Consider the following 15,261-nt stretch of genomic DNA (forward strand, 5'->3'; position numbering starts at 1 on the left):
CTCGACTTTCCTCACGCTCCGATAGAGTCGAGGGAGGGGGACTCATGGCGGTGCTGCAGGCCACGGGCGTGGGCAAGCGATTCGGGCCCCGCTGGGTGCTCCGGTCCCTGGACTTCGACCTCGGCGCGGGCGAGCGCGTGGCCCTGCTGGGCCCGTCGGGGTGCGGCAAGACCACCTTCCTGAACCTCCTGGGGGGCCTCGACCGCCCCGACGCGGGGGCCATCCTCCTGGACGGCGAGTCCCTCCACCTGGCCACGCCCGCCCGGCTGGCGGACCTGCGGCGATCGCGCCTGGGCACGGTCTTCCAGTTCTTCCACCTGATCCCCACCCTCACGGCCGAGGAGAACCTCGAGCTCCCCTTGAGGATGCTGAAGTGGCCCGAGGCCCGGATCCGCGCGCGGTGCGCCGAGCTGATCCGGGCCGTGGGCCTCGCCTCCCGGGCCCAGGCCTGGCCGGCCGAGCTCTCCGGCGGGGAGATGCAGCGGGTGGCCGTGGCCCGGGCTCTGGCGGCCCGGCCCGCCGTGCTGCTGGCGGATGAGCCCACCGGGAACCTGGACCGGGCCTCCGGTGAGGCCGTCCTGTCCCTGCTGGCGGAACTGACGGAGCGGGAGGGCTCGGCCCTCGTCATGGTCACCCATTCCGAAGCGGCCGCCGGCATCTGCCACCGGGTCCTCCGCATGGAAGACGGCCGCTTCCTATGAGCTGGTTGGCGCGGCGGCTGGTGGTCCGGGCCCTGGCGCGGGAGTGGGGGCGCACGCTCCTCACCCTGGTGGCCGTGGCCCTGGGCGTGGCCGTGTTCCTCTCCATCCGGCTGGCGAACCGGGCCGCCGTGGCCAGCTTCGAGCAGTTCACCCGGGGCGTGGGCCAGGGATCCGACCTGGTCATGCAGGCGGAGGCCGGCCCCCTGCGGGAGTCCATCCTCTCCGATCTTCGGCCCCTGGCGGAGTGGGGCTGGATGCGGCCCGTGATCGAAGGCAGCTTTGCCCGGACGGGCACGCTCGAGGGTTTTCAGCTGATGGGTCTCGACCTCGTGGGCCTGGGGGCGGCCGCCGGGGAGGATCCGGCCGTCCCGCAGAAGGAAGGTCCCCTCCCTCACGCCACGGGGGACTTCTACGCCCTGCTCCAGGACCCGGAGGCGGTCCTGGTTCCCTCGGCCCTCGCGGCGGAAGGGCTCGGTCCCGGAGCGTCCCTGGAGGGCTTCATCCAGGAGCGTCCGGTCCGGTTGCGCGTGGTCGGCCTCCTGCCCGACCCGCCCAACCGCCCCAAGCTTCAGCGGAACCTCCTCGTCATGGACCTGCCCGCCGCCCAGCGGATCCTCAACCGCGCGGGCGAGCTGGACCGCGTGGAATGGGGTCTGCGCCCCGGCGCCCGCCTGGCGGACCTGGAGGACCAGGCCCGGCGTCTGCTCCCCCCCGGGCTCCTGCTGGAGCCCCCGGAACAGCGCGCCGAGAGCGGGCGCACCATGACCGCCGCCTTCCGATTCAACCTCACCATCCTCAGCCTCATCGCCCTGGCGGTGGGGGCCTACCTGCTGTTCCAGGCCTTCGATGCGTCCGTGAACCGGCGGCGCGAGACCTGGGCGACCCTGCGGGCCCTGGGCCTGCCCCCCGCCGGCGTCACGCGCCTGCTGCTGGGGGAGGCCGCCCTGTTGGGCCTCCTGGGCAGCCTGCTGGGCGTGGCTCTCGGCTGGCTGCTGGCTCAGGGCACGGTCCAAGCCGTCAGCCGCACGGTGAATGCCCTGTATGGCGCCAGCTCCGCCCGGAGCGCCGCGCTGAGCGGCCGCGAAGCCGGTCTCGCCCTGGCCGTGGGCGCCCTGGCGTGCCTGGCGGCGGCCTGGGTTCCCGCTCGCCGGGCGGCCCTCACCCCGCCGGTTCAGCTGCTGGCCCGGGAGGGCGGTCCCGGGCCCGTGCGCTGGGTCTGGGCGGGTGGGGCCGGCGGCGTTTCGCTGCTGCTGGGCGCGGGCCTGGCCTACGGCCTCCATCCCTCCCCCGGGGTGGCCTGGCACGCCTATGCCGGTTCCGGCCTGGCCCTGCTCGGGGGATCCCTCCTGGCGGTGGCCCTGCTCCCCCTCCTGGGCCTGCCAGGCCGTGGCCTCCGGTCGTGGCGGTTCCGGCTCGCCCTGCGGCCCCTGCTGCACCCGACGGGCCGCCACGGCTTTGCCGCGGCCGCCCTGGCCGTGGCCGTGGGCATGGCCGTGGGCATGGGCGTGATGGTCCAGAGCTTCGAGCGCACCGTGCTCACCTGGATCGGCAGCAGCCTCCGGGCGGACCTGTATGTGTCGCCCCTCGGCGCCGCCGGCGCCGGCAGCCACCACCGCATGGCCCCTGCCACCGCGGATGGCCTCGCGGCGGATCCCGCCGTGGCCGCCGTGGATCGCTTCCAGATGCTGCCCATCACCTTCCGGGGCCGCCCCACCTTCCTCGGCGCCGGGGACATGGGTGTCCAGGCCTCCCGGGGCGGCCTCATCCTGGCCGCGGGGGGTCCCTTTCCGGGTCCCCTGCGCGCCCTTCGCGAAGGGGGAACGGCCGATCCCGGCGTGCTGGCCTCCGAGACCTTCGCCCGCCATTTCGGGGTGCGGGTGGGGGAGGTCCTGGAGCTTCCCGTGCCAGGAGGCACCCGCCGGGCCACGGTGCGCGGCATCCTCGCGGACTACGGGAACGAACGGGGCAGCCTGATCCTCGACCGGCCGGTCTTCCTCGCCTGGTTCCAGGATGCGCGGGTGGCCAGCGTGGCGCTCTACCTCAAGCCCGGTGAATCGCCGGAGGCCGTGGCCGCGCGGCTCCGGCGCGAGCATCCGGGTCTCCAGGTCCGCAGCAACGGGGCCCTGCGGACCCAGGTGACCACCATCTTCCGGCAGACCTTCGCCCTCACCTACGCGCTCGAGGCCATCGGCCTCCTCGTGGCGGTGCTCGGCCTCGCCCAGGGCCTGACCGGCCTGGCCCTGGCCCGGCGTGGCGAGATCTGGTCCCTGCGGGCACTCGGCGCCACCCGGGCGGAGCTCACGGGCATCCTCGTGCTCGAGGGCCTCGGCGTGGCCACGGCCGGGCTCCTCGCCGGCCTGGGCCTGGGCCTCCTGCTCGCGCGCATCCTTGTGGATGTGCTCAATCCCCAGGTCTTCGGCTGGACGCTCAGCTTCTCGGTCCCTTGGAGGTTCCTGGGCCTGGCCTCCCTGTCGACCCTGGCGGCGGCCCTCCTCGTGCTGATCCCCACGGCCCGCTGGGGGGCCCGGCTCGGCGCCGACCGGGAAGTGGAGGAGGGCGCATGAAGGCGATCCTGGCAGGCGTCCTCGCCCTCGCATGCAGCGCCGGGGTCCCTGATTCCGGGGCCTTCGCGGTCGCCCGGCCCGGCTACCGGTTCGCCTTCCCGCGGGATCACGGCAGCCATCCCGCCTTCCGCTCGGAGTGGTGGTACTTCACCGGCCACCTCTGGACCCCGGATGGCGCCCGCCGGTTCGGGTACCAGCTCACCTTCTTCCGCCAGGCCTCGCCCCCGGCGACCTGGAAAGGCAACCCGGCCTGGCGGAGCGACCAACTCCACCTGGCCCACGCCGCCCTCACCGACGAGGCCGGCCATCGATTTCTGGTGGCTGAGCGCCTGGACCGGGCGGATCTGCTGGCCGGGGCCGCCGCCGACCGCCTGAGCGTGTTCCACCAGGACTGGCGGGCGGAACAGGAGGCTTCCGGCCGCATCCGCCTGCACATGACCGTGCGCGGAGCCACCTTGGACCTGGCCCTGGATCCCGCCACGCCGCCGGTGATCTTCGGCGAGGAGGGCGTGAGCCGGAAGGGGGCCGATCCCAGCGCCGCCAGCCACTACCTGACCTGGCCCCGCCTGTCGGCCCAGGGCTCCCTCCGCCTCCCGGAAGAGTCCGCGCTCGAGGTTCACGGCCAGGGCTGGATGGACCACGAATTCAGCTCCAACCAGCTCGATGCGGAGCAGGTGGGCTGGGACTGGGCGGGCATCCAGCTGCGGGACGGCCGCAGCCTCATGGCCTACCGCCTCCGCCGCAGGGACGGCAGCCAGGACCCCTACTCCACGGTGAGCGAGGTGGATGCCCGGGGTCGCATCCGCCGCCGCACCCGGACTTTCACCCTGGGCGCGGCCGGTACCTGGCGGAGCCCCGCCAGCGGCGCCACCTATCCCATGCCCCTGGTGCTGGAGGCCTGGGGTGAACGCCACACCCTCGTGCCGGTGCTCCCGGATCAGGAACTGCGGACGGGCCGCAGCTCGGGCATCACCTACTGGGAGGGCGCCTGCCGGGTCCTGGATGCCGCGGGGCGCGAGGTGGGCAAGGCCTATGTGGAACTCACCGGCTACGCCCACTCCCTGAAGGGGCGGTTCTAAGGCATGAGAAGGCCCCGCCATGGCGGGGCCTTCGGAGGAGGAAAACGATTAAATGGCGGTGGCGCCCGCGGGTACGGCCACGCCCGCCACGGCAGCCACCTTCGCGTTCGACATCAGCTTGCCCCCGGTGCCGGGCCCAATGCCCAGCGCAGCGCCCTGCTTCACGCCCGCCTCAGTGGTGGCGACAGCGGGCACCTTGAGGGCGGCCATGCGCTGGATGAGGAAGCTGGCGGCGGAGGAGCCGTCGCCGGCCACCTTGTCGCCCGACAGGAGGATCACCGCATCGGGTTTGCGGCCGGTCAGCGTGCCGATGGCCTTGCCCATGTCCTGGGGGCCCTTCACATCCACGACCATCACCTTCAATCCCCCGGCGGCGGCGGTGAGGGCGGAAAGGGCGGCCTTGCTGCCGTTCGCGTCGCAGACCACGGCCACGGTGCCGACCTGAGGCCAGGCTTTCTTCATGGCGCCGATCACGGCGTCGTAGTCCCCCGCTGCAAGCGTCATGGAGACGAGGGCAGAAACGAGAACCAAGGAACGGACACGAATCATCAGCACTACCTCCGGTGATCCCCCTTCATCGGCAGATTCGAGGAAAGGCTGGAGCATAGAGTTGTATTGATGGTTTTTTCTAACTAAGGATCCCGGCGATGCAGGCGCTCAGGAAATTCGCCAGGGTCCCAGCCAGCATCGCCCGGATGCCGAGGCGGGCCAGATCGCCGCGGCGCTCGGGAACCAGGGCGCCGATGCCCCCCACCTGGATGGCGATGCTGCTGAAGTTGGCGAAACCGCACAGGGCGAAGGTGGAAACCAGGCGGGCCTTGGTGGACAGGTTCGTCATGGCCCCCAGGTCCAGGAAGGCCACGAACTCGTTCACCACCATGCGCTTGCCCAGCAGGGACCCCACCTGGCCCGCCTCGATCCAGGGCACCCCCATCAGGTAGGCGAAGGGCTTGAAGACGGCACCCAGCACCAGCTCCAGGCTGAAGCCCGGGTGGATGGCCTTCATCAAGCCGTTGAGCAGGTAGATGAGCGCGATGAAGGCGATGAGCATGACGGCCACATTGAAGGCCAGCTGGCCGCCTTCGAAGGCGCCCCGGGCCGCGGCATCCAGCACATTGGCATCGTGGTTGGGGATGTCCACCTTGATGTCGCCGGCCGTCTCGGGCGTTTCCGTCTCGGGCTCCAGCAGCTTGGCCATCATCACCGCGCCGGGCGCCGTCATGATCACGGCCGTGAGCAGGTGCACGATGTCCACATGGGCCACCTGCACATAGGCCACCATGATGCTCCCCGACACATGGGCCATGCCCGCGGTCATGATCACCATGAGTTCGCTGCGGGTCATGCGTGCCAGGAAGGGCCGGATGGTGAGGGGCGCCTCGGTCTGGCCCATGAGGATGCTGGCGGCCACGCTCACGCTCTCGGCGCCCGAGACCTTCAGGAAGCGGCCCATGGCCCGGGCCGCGGCGCTGACCACCCACTGCATGACGCCGATGTAGTAGAGCACCGCGAAGATCGAGGCCACGAAGATGATGGTGGGCAGCACGGCGAAGGCGAAGACCATGCCCACCTTGCCGCCGGGACCGTCGGACAGCGAACCGAACACGAAGCTGGCGCCCTCGTGGGCGTAGGCCATGAGGTGCTCGACCACAATGCGCATCTGGTCGAAGGAGGAGCCCACGAGATTCCCGCGGAGCAGGCCGAGGACGATCACGCCGAACAGCGCCCAGTTCAGCGTCTTGTTCTCATAGGATGCGAACCGCCGCAGCAGCATCGGCGCGAACATCAGGACCAGCACTCCCCAGCCGGTCCCCTTCGGGAAGGGAAGGAAGGACAGCAGACCGGAGATGGTGGAGCCCTTGAGCACGATCAGCGCGAAGATCCACTGCAGGGTGAGGCCCCAGCCGATGGTACGCCAATGGATGGCGCTCCGCTTGTGCGACAGCGCATACGCAATCGCCATGAAGGCCACGATTCCGGCCAATCCGATGAAGCGTCCCATCCAGGCTCCCTACAGTTCGTCGTTCAGGGCCTTGATGGCCTGTTCCATGTAAAACCGCGCCCGGCCCAGCAGGCCCTCCCGCTGCATCACGAGCACGAGGGTGCACTGTTCCCCCGCCCCCATCATGAGGATCCAGTGCTGGTCGGTGGCGAAGGCCACCTGCTGCACCTCGCCGCGGTCGAATTCCTCCACGGCCTGCTGGAGGTGCCGTTTCACCATGTGCTGGTAGGCGCCCAGGAGTTGCAGCCCCTCGTTCGGGATCTGGATCGTGCGCGAAGAGATCGGATCCCCGTCCCGGTCGTTGAAGGTCGCGGCCAGGGACTCGGGCACCCGTTCAATCAGCTGATCCAGGATTTGCTGGAACATAAGGGGACTCCGGTGATTCGTGTCCAAAGCATGACCGGACTAAATCCCCCGCGCCACCTGCAGCGCCCAGATTCCAGCCAGGGCGGCCCAGACGGCGAGGCGGGCGGCCCGGGAATCCGGCAGCGCCGGATAGGAATCCCCCCGCCAGGCCCGGCGGAGATCCCAGAGCACCGCGAACGGCAGCGCCGCCAGCGCGGCCGCGGCCGGGTACCAGTGGAAAGCTTCGCGCCAATGCCCTCCGGCCAGCGCCAGGACGCAGCGTGTGGCTCCGCAGGTGGCGCAGGCGTAGCCGGTGATCCGCTTGAAGGGGCAGGTTGGCAGCAGCCCCGCCAGGGGCGCCAGGAAGGTGGCGGCCCAGAGGCCCAGGCCGAGACCCAGAGCCGCCAGGGCGATCCAGGGCACGCGCCTCATGCCACGGCCCCCAGCAGCGCCAGCAGGGTCACCCCCAGGCCCAGGGCGCAGACTCCCAGCAGGGCTGCATGGACCACGGTGGCCGCCACGCCCCGCCAGGGCTCGCAGCCATGCCGAGCGGCCAGGGCGAAGCCCCGGAAGATCCAGAGGTAGCCGTCCAGGAGCAGGAGCGGGACCGCCAGCAGAAGGCCCAGGCCCGGGACAAAACCCAGCAACCCCACCAGGGCCCCCAGGGCGGTGACGCGCAGGGCTTCGGCCTCGGCCCCCAGGCTGGCGCGGAAGCCCCGCTTCCCCTTCAACCCGCCCAGCAGCCAGAGCCCCGTGTGATCCCAGACCGCGTGATGCAGCCAGGTGCCCAGCAGGATCAGGGGCACGGCCAGCAGCAGCCAGGGCCAGATGCGGCCGAAGGCCGGCGGGGGCGGCAAGGAGGCAAGCAGCCGACCCAGATCCTCGGGATCGCCTCCGAGCCCCCTCGCCAGCCGTTCGGCCAGCCAGGATGGCAGCCCGTTCTGGCGCAGGGCCCCGTAGCCCTGAAGCCCCTGCCAGACCGTCAGGGCCGCGTTCACCAGGACCGGAGGCGCCCAGGCGGCGAGCATGGCCCCCATGGCACGCCCCAGGGGCGGGGCTTCCCGAGGGAAGGCAGCGCCGGGCCGGACCAGGGCCCGGAGGGACGCCGCGTAGGGGAGATCCATCACTTCCTCAGGAAGAGGGCTTCGTACTCGCGGAGGGCGACGGGATCCCCATCGCGCTTCATGGGCCCGTGGAACTCCCGGGGGCTCAGGTCGGCGAATTCCCCGAAGGTGGCCACATTCCCGTTGATGTAGGCGATGAACTCATCCTGCCGGCCCTTGATGTAGCCCCGGAAGGGGCGGGCCATCACGCCCAGCAGGGCCGAGTCCAGGGCCGTCCAGGTCTGGAGGTGGGTCTCGAACCCGCGCTTGCCCTCCCAGTAGCGGTACGAGGTCAGCATCCGGGCCCCCACGGAGAAGGGCGTCTTCAGGCGGCCCTTCTCCGCCCGGCCCTCCACCAGGTACACCCGGTGTCCCGGCCGCTGGTACACCAGCCGCAAGGTGCCCCTGAGCCCCCGGCCGTCGTCGAGGCTCCAGGCCCCGTCCGGGTGGACGAACCCGTAGAAGCTGGGCACGAACTGGCAATGCCGCCACATGGCCAGGCTCAGGCGCGGGTGGTCGAACAGCTTCTCCATGGTGGCCAGGCGCACATGCTTCGGCTGGGTCTGGGTCTCGAAGATGAAATCGGCGCGGCTCACGATGTCCAGCGCCTCCTCCCGGGCGGCCGGCGGGAGCTGCGCCAGGAAGGCCGGAGGCTGGGCCTGGGCCAGGAGAGCCAGGGAGGCGAAGAACAGGGCGCGCATGCTGAAAACGCTATCACCTCCCGGGGAAATGGTGGTTCTTCACTCCGAACCGGGTCGGGCCGATGAAACACCTTGATGGCCGCTCCCCTCCGACACCTCCCCGTCACGCCGCTGGACGAACTCCGCGCCTGGCTCGGCAACCCTGCCGAAGGCGATGCCGCCGCCCTGTCCCGCCTGAACCAGCTCCTGCAGCAGCTCCGCCAACTGGCCCTGCCCGAGCTCGGAGGCCGACTCGTCAAGGCCACCTCCACCATCGCCCTGAAGCGGTTCATTCTCGGGCTCACGGCCAAATTCGATTGGCCGGAGTGGACGCCCTGGATCCTGCAGGCCCTGCAGCATGAGCCCGATCTCGGGGTCTTCGACGAGGGGTGCGCCGCCCTGGGCCGCCTGGAGCTCCGCTCGGCCCGCGAGGCCCTGCAGAAGCTGGCCGCCCAGCGCACCGATCCCGACCGCCAGCTGATCCTCCGCCGGGAGCTCAGCGCCCTTGATTTTCAGCAACCCCTGGCCTTCTACCTGGGCCGGCTGCTGGAGGGGGAGAGCAACCCCCGCCTCGCCCACCAGGGCGCCCGGGGCCTCGCCGCCGGGGCGGAACACGAGGACTTCCCCCAGCTGTGGGAGGCCCTGGCCGGGGCCGATCCCCTGGCCTTCCGGCTCCTGCTCCGGGCCGTGGCCGAACTGCCCGGGGAAGCCCCGGGCCCCGCCCTCCTCGAGCTGTTCAAGGAAACCCTCCGCACCCTGGAGGACCTGGCCGCCCTCGAGGTCCTCACCCAGCGGATCCAGACCAGCGCCCGCACCGCGGCCCGCGCGGACCTGGCCCAGGCCCTGGCCGACCGGATGGCGGGCCGGGCCCCCGACGAGGTGCAGGCCCTCCAGGAGGCCCTCGGGGCCGGCGAGGCGGGCCATCCCGGCGCCCCCCTGGATCACCTGAGGGAACTCGCCCACGGCCCCTACGAGGTCTTCCAGACCGAGGCCCTGGCCATCCTGCTGGAGGGCAAGGTCGCCCGTTTCAGCGCCATGGTCACCGAAGCCCAGGACACCGCCACCAAGCAGCAGGCCCGCCTCTCCGCCACACTCAACCAGATCTGCGACGGCCTGGTCCGGCAGGCCCTCGCGGGCCATATCCCCGCGGCCGACATCCTTCCGGTCCTCGAGGATGCCTTCGATCGCTTCTCGCACAGCCCGGGCCTGGACTATGCCTTCTGCCGGCTGGTTCCGGCCGGCGCCGACGCCAGCCTGGACCATGTCCTGAAGGCCCAGGAACCGAAGCGCCGGATCGCCTGCCTGGATGTGCTCGGCGCCCGCGAAGAGGACTCCCTCGTGCCCTTCTTCCTGAGGGCCATGGAGGATTCCATCGTCGAGGTGGGCCAGCGCGCCATGCACCACTTCGGCAAGCTGCCCTCCAGCTTCCCGGCCGTCATGGAGCTGTTCCGCTCGGGCCAACCCGAGCGCGTGCGCACGGCCCTGCACATCTTCGCCGAGAACGGAACCAAGGCCGCCGCCGAACCCCTGATGGAATACCTGAAGACGGATGTCCGGGACGACCTCGTGCTGGAGTGCGTCGAGGCCCTCGGGGCCATCCGCAGCCCCATGACGGCCCCGGTCCTGCTGGACCTGCTCCACGATGGGAAACCGGCCCGGCTCCAGGAGGCCCTGGTGGATGCCCTCGCGGCCATCGCCACCCCCGAGTCCGGCCTCGGCCTGCTGGCGAAGGCCGCCCACCTGAAGCTTCCCGAGGTGCTCATCGTCGCCCTGGAGGGGGCCCTGGCCGCCTTCCCGGGGTTCGAGCGCCCCCTGCCCCAGACGGAGCTCCCGCTCCTGGAGCAGCTCATCGCCCGCTGCTGCGACGACCGGGAGGGCGAGGGACAGCGCCTGCGGGCCATTCTCGCCACCCAGCACCTCTACTGCTTCGACCAGGAGTGCTACCTCCGCCTCAAGGACGCCTTCTCCGATGTGCTGTTCGAGCTGCGCACCAAGGCCGACTGGGACCGGGAGACCAATGACCGCGTGGCGGCGGTGGTCAAGGAGCTGGGCCGGCGGAGCGCCAGCCTGGGCCACATCGCCGGGAAGGAAGAGAAGGTCCGCGCCCTGGTGCAGGCGATCCCGCCCCAGGGCCCCGGCCGGGCCCCGGCCCTGCTGGCGCTGCGCGAGGCCCTCCACGACCCCGAATTCATCATGCGGGCCGAGCTGGCGGAGGAGATCGCCACCTATGCGCTGTCGGAATTCGGCCGGAAAGATCAGGACTGGCGCGAGCTCGCACGACTCTGCGAAATCGCCGGGCTCACCCGGCAGGCCCAGCTCGTGGAGCCGCTGAAGGAGCTGTTCAACCGCGCCACCGGCCTGGGGCTTCGGAGCGCCGCCAAGGAGGCCCTTCTCGCCCTCGGGCTGGACGAGGCGGACATCTCCCGCCGCGCCCCCATCCATTCGATCCTGCTGCTGGATCCCAGCGCCTTCTTCCGGAAGCGCCTGCTCGCCGCCCTGGGCGGGGCCTGGGATGTCCGCGAGGCCGGAAGCCGCAGCGAGGCCGCGCCCATGCTGACGGAGCGGCCCGTGGATCTGCTCATCTCGGAGCAGACGGACGGCACTGGTGATCTGCGCCCCTGGCTGAAGATGCAGTGCGAGACCCGCCGTTGCCGCCAGGTGCTGCTGTCCACCGCCGCCCGCGACACCAGCCCCGGCGAGCCCTGGATCCTGGGGGTGCTGTACAAGCCCTACCCGCCCGAGCAGCTTCTGAAGGCGCTGGAACCCTGAACCAGCATGGCCGCTATGATCTCCCTACTGACCTGAGGCCTCCATGCCGTTCGCATCTCCCTGGTTCCGCACTCCGGCCGCCCTCCTCTGCGCGCTGTCGGTCCCGAGCCTGGCCCAGGGTGCCGCACAGGACGGGGAGCTCGCGGAGCGTCTGTACCGGAGCGGAGAGCGGGCCTACGCCGCCAAATCCTACAAGGAAGCCCTGGACACTTGGGGCCAGCTGCTTCAAGCCACGCCCAAGAGCGGGTTCGCCCCCCAGGCCCTTCTCCGGCTGGCCCGCCACCAGGTGGAGGTGGAGCGGAAACCCGAGACGGCCCTGCCCTACCTCGATCGCCTGAAGGCCGAGTACATCAAGAGCCCCGAGGCCGCGGAGGGGCTGCTGTTGCGCGGCGTCCTGCTGGCCCGGCAGGCCCGGCGCCCCGCGGACCTGAAAGACGCCATGGCCGAGTTCAACCGCGTCCTCGACCTCTTTCCGGATGCCCCGGCGGTACCCGAGGCCCGCTTCCAGCTGGGCCGGGCCTGGCGGGATCAGGGACAGTGGGGCCGGGCCCTCCAGCAGTTCGTGGAGGCCTTCCGGATCCGACCCGATGCCGCCGTGGCCCCCCGGGCCATGCTGCAGGCCGCCGAGGTCCTGGACCTGATGGGGGATCTCCCGGGCTGCCTGCGGATGCTCCAGCGCCTCCGGATCCAGGCGCCCCAGAGCCCCGAGGCCCGGGAGGCAGGTTGGCGCATCGCCGTGCGGGTGAAGCACCGGCTTCAGAAACCGCCCCTCCGCAACGGCGGTCCCTGGCCCGGCGGGCGCGCCAAGTGGCTCAAGACGCCGACCCTGCTGGCCCTGGCCCCGGACGGAGACCTGCTCCTCTATCAGAACGACCTCGACCACGCCTTCCGCCTCCACGAGGGGGAGCTGGTCGCGGCCGGTCCCGCCGCCACGGGGGTCCGGGCCCTGCTGGCCTCCTCCACCGGCGCCCTCTGGCTGTTGTCCAAGACCGGTCTGGTACGGGAGGACGCACCCACCCCCCTGCCCCTAGGCACCCTCGGCACCATCACCGGCGCGGCCCAGGACCGCTGGGGCACCCTCTGGGTGGCGGATGCCAAGACGCCCGCCCTGACCCTCTTCGGCCTGGACGGCACCTCGCGCACCGTGGCCTCGCCCACGGCCAACGCCCTGGCCGCCCTGCCTTCGGGCGGCGTCGTCATCGCCGCAGATGCCGACCGCAAGCTGCTCTTCCTGGATGCCGACGGTCAGCCCCGCACGGTGGTGCCCTACGGCAGGGACCTGCCCGCCCCCTTCCGCTATGTGGTGGCGCTGGCCTCGGACGGCGCCGGCCAGGTGGCGGCCTTGGTGGACGGCGGAGACTTCGGCGAGGGCGTGGTGATCCTCGGGCCCGATGGCGCGGTGCTGCGCCAGGCCACCTTCAAGGCCCTCGGCATCAGCGGCCGCATCACCTCGCTGGTCCTGGACCGCGAGGGGGGGCTCATCCTCTGCGACCGCCGCAACGACCTCCTGATCCGTGTGGATTGACATGCACCTTCGACGCTTCCTCCCCCTCGCGCTCCTTCTCGGGCTTTCACTCGGGGCGCAGGATCCGGCCCTCCGGGACACCTTCCTCCAAGCCAAGGCCCTCTGGGCCACCCAGGGGGACCGGGAGGGCGCCACGGCGCGCTTCGAGAAGGTCGTCGAGGCCCTGGCGCCCAGGGGCGCTTCCCTGGAGGCCGATTGGCTCGCCGTGCTGTGCGAGAGCTACAACTGGCTCGCCGTGCTGGATGACCGCAGCGCCCTGAACCGGCCCCGGGCCCAGACACGGCTGCAGGCCCTCATCGACTTGAACCCGGATTTCGAGGTGGACCGCGCCCTCACCTCTCAGCGCCTGGCCACGCTGTTCGATCGACTGAAAGCCGAGAAGTACGCGCCGGTGAAGCTGAGCTATGCCCCGGAGGGCGGGAAGCTGCTGGTGGATGGCCGCCCCGGACCGCCCCTGGCCCGGAAGTTCCTCCCCTTCGGGGCCCACAAGCTGACCTACACCCGCCCGGGCTTCGCCCCCGCGGAACTCAGCCTCGAACTCGCCCCCCGCGACGCCAAGACCGCCGACTTCAAGCTCGTCCGCGTGTCCTCCACGGTCACCCTCTATGTCCAGCCCAGCGGCGCCGAAGTCCTGGTGGATGGGCGCAGCCTGGGCCGCACCCAGGGCAAGGCGGGCCCCGAGGCCGCGCCCGTGGCCGTGCCCCTGGGCCTTCGGCCCGAGGATCTCTCCGAGGCCTTCGTCATTCCCGAACTCGGCCCCGGCAAGCACAAGCTCGAGCTGCGCGCCCCCTGCTTCCGCACCAAGGTGCTGGAGATGGGCGAGGGGCTCGCCACCCCTTGGGCGGACCACACCCTGGAGCCCATCCGCCTCGAGTCGTCCAAGGGCACCCTCACGGTGACCTCCGCCTGGGCGGGCGGCGAACTCTTCCTCTCGGGGCAGAGCCAGGGGCCCCTCCCCGTCACCCAGCTTCCGGTCTGCTCGGGCGCCTACGATCTGCTGGTCCGCTTCCCCGCGGGCGGGTTCTCCCAGCGCATCACCGTGGAAGAGGGGAAGGCCTTCTCCGTGGAGGCGCGGCCCAAACCCCGGCTGGCCTTCCTGGGCCTGGAGGGCGAGGCCGACTTCACGGGCCGGGCCCGGTTCCTGGCCCAGCTCGAAGGGTTTGGCGACCGCCTGCAGCAGCTGGCCTTCCTGCCCGCCCGGCCCGGCGAGGCCCCCGGGGAGGCCCTGGCCCGGGTGAAGGCCTCGCGGGAGGCGGAGCTGGTTCTCCTGGCGACCCCCGTGCCCGACAAGGTCATCCACCAGGTCGAGCTGCGGCTGGCCACGCTCGAGGGCGAGGAGGAGCGCCTGGTGGTGAAGCCCCTGGAGCAGGATCCCCTGGGACCGCTCGCCACGCGCCTCAACGCTCTCCCGGTCATCCATGAACCCGGCCTCGGCTTGTCCCTGCTGGACCTTCCCGGTGAACCGGGCCCCTGGGTCCTCGCCGCATCGGAACCGGCCCAGAAGGCCGGCATCCAGCCCGGGAAGGCCCTCACCCAGGTGAACGGCAAACCCATCAACTCCGTCCAGGCCCTGCGGCCCCTGCTGGAAGGCGCCCGCGGCCCTGTCGCCCTCGTCCAGGGGGGGGGCCCCGTGACGCTGCCCGTCCAGATCGAGGCCCTGGAAATCCCCCTGAGCGCCCCAGACCTCTGCTATCCGGCCGTCCTCGCCCACCTGCGCCTCCAATACGCCGGCGCCCGGGGGGATGAAGCCAACCTGATCCGGCTGAACCTGGCCCTTGGCCACATGCACTTCCGGGCCTTCGACAAGGCCATCGACCTCCTGAGGGATGCGCGCCTCAGCACCGTCGCCGGGGTCAGCCAGGGCACCTTGGACTATCACACGGGCATCTGTTTCCTCCGCCTCGGGGCGGCCTACCAGGCTGAAGCTGTGCAGGCATTCCGGCAGGCTCTGAAGTATCCTCAGGCAACCCTTCTCGGTCCCGACGGTCCCCTGGTCGCTCCCCTGGCGCGACAGGCCCTGGAGGATCTGAAGTAGCGGAGGCACCCATGAGGCACCAGCGCGGCGAAGGCAAGATCGGCTGCATCATCTCCCTGCTCGTGTTTGGCACCCTGGCCGCCGCAGGCTACAAGGCCATCCCCGTCTACTACGGCAACAGCGAGCTGGTGGATGCCTGCGACTTCATCGCCAGCGGCGCAGCGCGCAAGACCGTCGAAACCCTTGAACGGGAAATCAAGGACAAGGCCCGCGAGTTGGGTGTCGTTGAAGTCTTGACGGATAAGAATGCCATCCGGGTCAGCAAGACCGGCTACGGGGAGACGGGGAACTGCACCATCACGCTCCGCTACAAGCGCGTCATCGATTTCTACGGCACCTACAAGTGGACCGTGGTGACCGACAAGCGCATCACGAAACCCATCTTCGAAAACATCGGCTGAGGCTGCCGCCGCCGATGGCGCGGATCCCCCGCTGAAGGCTTGCGGCGGGGCGCCGGA

At 71.1% G+C, this 15,261-nt stretch carries 13 protein-coding genes; 7 read left to right on the forward strand and 6 right to left on the reverse strand.

The genetic code is table 11. From position 1 onward, the window contains the following. Positions 1 to 44: 44 nt before the first annotated feature. The 3 genes from QUD34_RS14460 to QUD34_RS14470 are packed head-to-tail and all read left to right on the forward strand — an operon-like array spanning position 45 to position 4,344. Positions 45 to 701, forward strand: coding sequence for an ABC transporter ATP-binding protein (locus QUD34_RS14460; RefSeq protein WP_286354399.1), 657 nt, complete (start codon positions 45 to 47; stop codon positions 699 to 701). Next, positions 698 to 3,265, forward strand: a complete 2,568-nt coding sequence (locus tag QUD34_RS14465; protein WP_286354400.1) for an ABC transporter permease — start codon at positions 698 to 700, stop codon at positions 3,263 to 3,265. The genes QUD34_RS14460 and QUD34_RS14465 overlap by 4 nt, the downstream gene beginning before the upstream one ends. Then, positions 3,262 to 4,344, forward strand: coding sequence for a lipocalin-like domain-containing protein (locus QUD34_RS14470; RefSeq protein ID WP_286354401.1), 1,083 nt, complete (start codon positions 3,262 to 3,264; stop codon positions 4,342 to 4,344). The genes QUD34_RS14465 and QUD34_RS14470 overlap by 4 nt, the downstream gene beginning before the upstream one ends. Before the next feature lie 48 nt (positions 4,345 to 4,392). Here QUD34_RS14470 and QUD34_RS14475 read toward each other — a convergent pair whose 3' ends face one another. The 6 genes from QUD34_RS14475 to QUD34_RS14500 form a co-directional block, all read right to left on the reverse strand. Beyond that, the gene (locus QUD34_RS14475; protein WP_286354402.1) at positions 4,393 to 4,848 is read right to left on the reverse strand and encodes a type 1 periplasmic-binding domain-containing protein; all 456 of its coding nucleotides are present in this window, start codon (positions 4,846 to 4,848) and stop codon (positions 4,393 to 4,395) included. Positions 4,849 to 4,972: 124 nt separating this feature from the next. Beyond that, a complete protein-coding gene (locus tag QUD34_RS14480; protein ID WP_286354403.1) occupies positions 4,973 to 6,346 on the reverse strand; it encodes a NupC/NupG family nucleoside CNT transporter in 1,374 nt (457 codons plus the stop codon). Between the two features lie 9 nt (positions 6,347 to 6,355). Further along, positions 6,356 to 6,712 carry a roadblock/LC7 domain-containing protein gene (locus QUD34_RS14485; protein ID WP_286354404.1) on the reverse strand — a complete coding sequence of 119 codons (357 nt, stop codon included), beginning with the start codon at positions 6,710 to 6,712 and terminating at the stop codon, positions 6,356 to 6,358. A 39-nt stretch (positions 6,713 to 6,751) separates the two neighbouring features. Beyond that, positions 6,752 to 7,123 carry a DUF2752 domain-containing protein gene (locus tag QUD34_RS14490; RefSeq protein ID WP_286354405.1) on the reverse strand — a complete coding sequence of 124 codons (372 nt, stop codon included), beginning with the start codon at positions 7,121 to 7,123 and terminating at the stop codon, positions 6,752 to 6,754. Continuing rightward, positions 7,120 to 7,815 (reverse strand): hypothetical protein, encoded by a 696-nt coding sequence (locus tag QUD34_RS14495; protein WP_286354406.1) that lies wholly within the window; start codon positions 7,813 to 7,815, stop codon positions 7,120 to 7,122. The genes QUD34_RS14490 and QUD34_RS14495 overlap by 4 nt, the downstream gene beginning before the upstream one ends. Next, positions 7,815 to 8,495 carry a hypothetical protein gene (locus QUD34_RS14500; protein ID WP_286354407.1) on the reverse strand — a complete coding sequence of 227 codons (681 nt, stop codon included), beginning with the start codon at positions 8,493 to 8,495 and terminating at the stop codon, positions 7,815 to 7,817. The genes QUD34_RS14495 and QUD34_RS14500 overlap by 1 nt, the downstream gene beginning before the upstream one ends. A gap of 75 nt (positions 8,496 to 8,570) precedes the next feature. Between QUD34_RS14500 and QUD34_RS14505 the strand changes: the two genes are divergently transcribed. Genes QUD34_RS14505 through QUD34_RS14520 form a run of 4 tightly spaced genes read left to right on the forward strand, consistent with a single transcriptional unit; the run spans position 8,571 to position 15,204 of the window. Beyond that, positions 8,571 to 11,243, forward strand: a complete 2,673-nt coding sequence (locus QUD34_RS14505; RefSeq protein WP_286354408.1) for a HEAT repeat domain-containing protein — start codon at positions 8,571 to 8,573, stop codon at positions 11,241 to 11,243. Positions 11,244 to 11,286: 43 nt separating this feature from the next. Continuing rightward, entirely contained in the window at positions 11,287 to 12,768 is a 1,482-nt protein-coding gene (bamD, locus tag QUD34_RS14510; RefSeq protein WP_286354409.1) for an outer membrane protein assembly factor BamD, read from the forward strand. Between the two features lies 1 nt (position 12,769). After that, complete coding sequence (locus tag QUD34_RS14515) at positions 12,770 to 14,803, forward strand: serine protease family protein (protein WP_286354410.1); 2,034 nt, start codon at positions 12,770 to 12,772, stop codon at positions 14,801 to 14,803. Positions 14,804 to 14,814: 11 nt separating this feature from the next. Then, entirely contained in the window at positions 14,815 to 15,204 is a 390-nt protein-coding gene (locus tag QUD34_RS14520; protein ID WP_286354411.1) for a hypothetical protein, read from the forward strand. Positions 15,205 to 15,261: the final 57 nt, after the last annotated feature.

This window comes from Geothrix oryzae (assembly GCF_030295385.1).
Taxonomy (GTDB): Bacteria; Acidobacteriota; Holophagae; order Holophagales; family Holophagaceae; genus Geothrix; species Geothrix oryzae.

Coding starts and splice junctions, on each gene's coding strand:
- QUD34_RS14495 (WP_286354406.1), bottom strand. CDS start 7,815: ATGGATCTCCCCTACGCGGCGTCCCTCCGGGCCCTGGTCCGGCCCGGC.
- QUD34_RS14465 (WP_286354400.1), top strand. CDS start 698: ATGAGCTGGTTGGCGCGGCGGCTGGTGGTCCGGGCCCTGGCGCGGGAG.
- bamD (WP_286354409.1), top strand. CDS start 11,287: ATGCCGTTCGCATCTCCCTGGTTCCGCACTCCGGCCGCCCTCCTCTGC.
- QUD34_RS14505 (WP_286354408.1), top strand. CDS start 8,571: ATGGCCGCTCCCCTCCGACACCTCCCCGTCACGCCGCTGGACGAACTC.
- QUD34_RS14500 (WP_286354407.1), bottom strand. CDS start 8,495: ATGCGCGCCCTGTTCTTCGCCTCCCTGGCTCTCCTGGCCCAGGCCCAG.
- QUD34_RS14460 (WP_286354399.1), top strand. CDS start 45: ATGGCGGTGCTGCAGGCCACGGGCGTGGGCAAGCGATTCGGGCCCCGC.
- QUD34_RS14470 (WP_286354401.1), top strand. CDS start 3,262: ATGAAGGCGATCCTGGCAGGCGTCCTCGCCCTCGCATGCAGCGCCGGG.
- QUD34_RS14485 (WP_286354404.1), bottom strand. CDS start 6,712: ATGTTCCAGCAAATCCTGGATCAGCTGATTGAACGGGTGCCCGAGTCC.
- QUD34_RS14490 (WP_286354405.1), bottom strand. CDS start 7,123: ATGAGGCGCGTGCCCTGGATCGCCCTGGCGGCTCTGGGTCTCGGCCTG.
- QUD34_RS14475 (WP_286354402.1), bottom strand. CDS start 4,848: ATGACGCTTGCAGCGGGGGACTACGACGCCGTGATCGGCGCCATGAAG.
- QUD34_RS14515 (WP_286354410.1), top strand. CDS start 12,770: ATGCACCTTCGACGCTTCCTCCCCCTCGCGCTCCTTCTCGGGCTTTCA.
- QUD34_RS14520 (WP_286354411.1), top strand. CDS start 14,815: ATGAGGCACCAGCGCGGCGAAGGCAAGATCGGCTGCATCATCTCCCTG.
- QUD34_RS14480 (WP_286354403.1), bottom strand. CDS start 6,346: ATGGGACGCTTCATCGGATTGGCCGGAATCGTGGCCTTCATGGCGATT.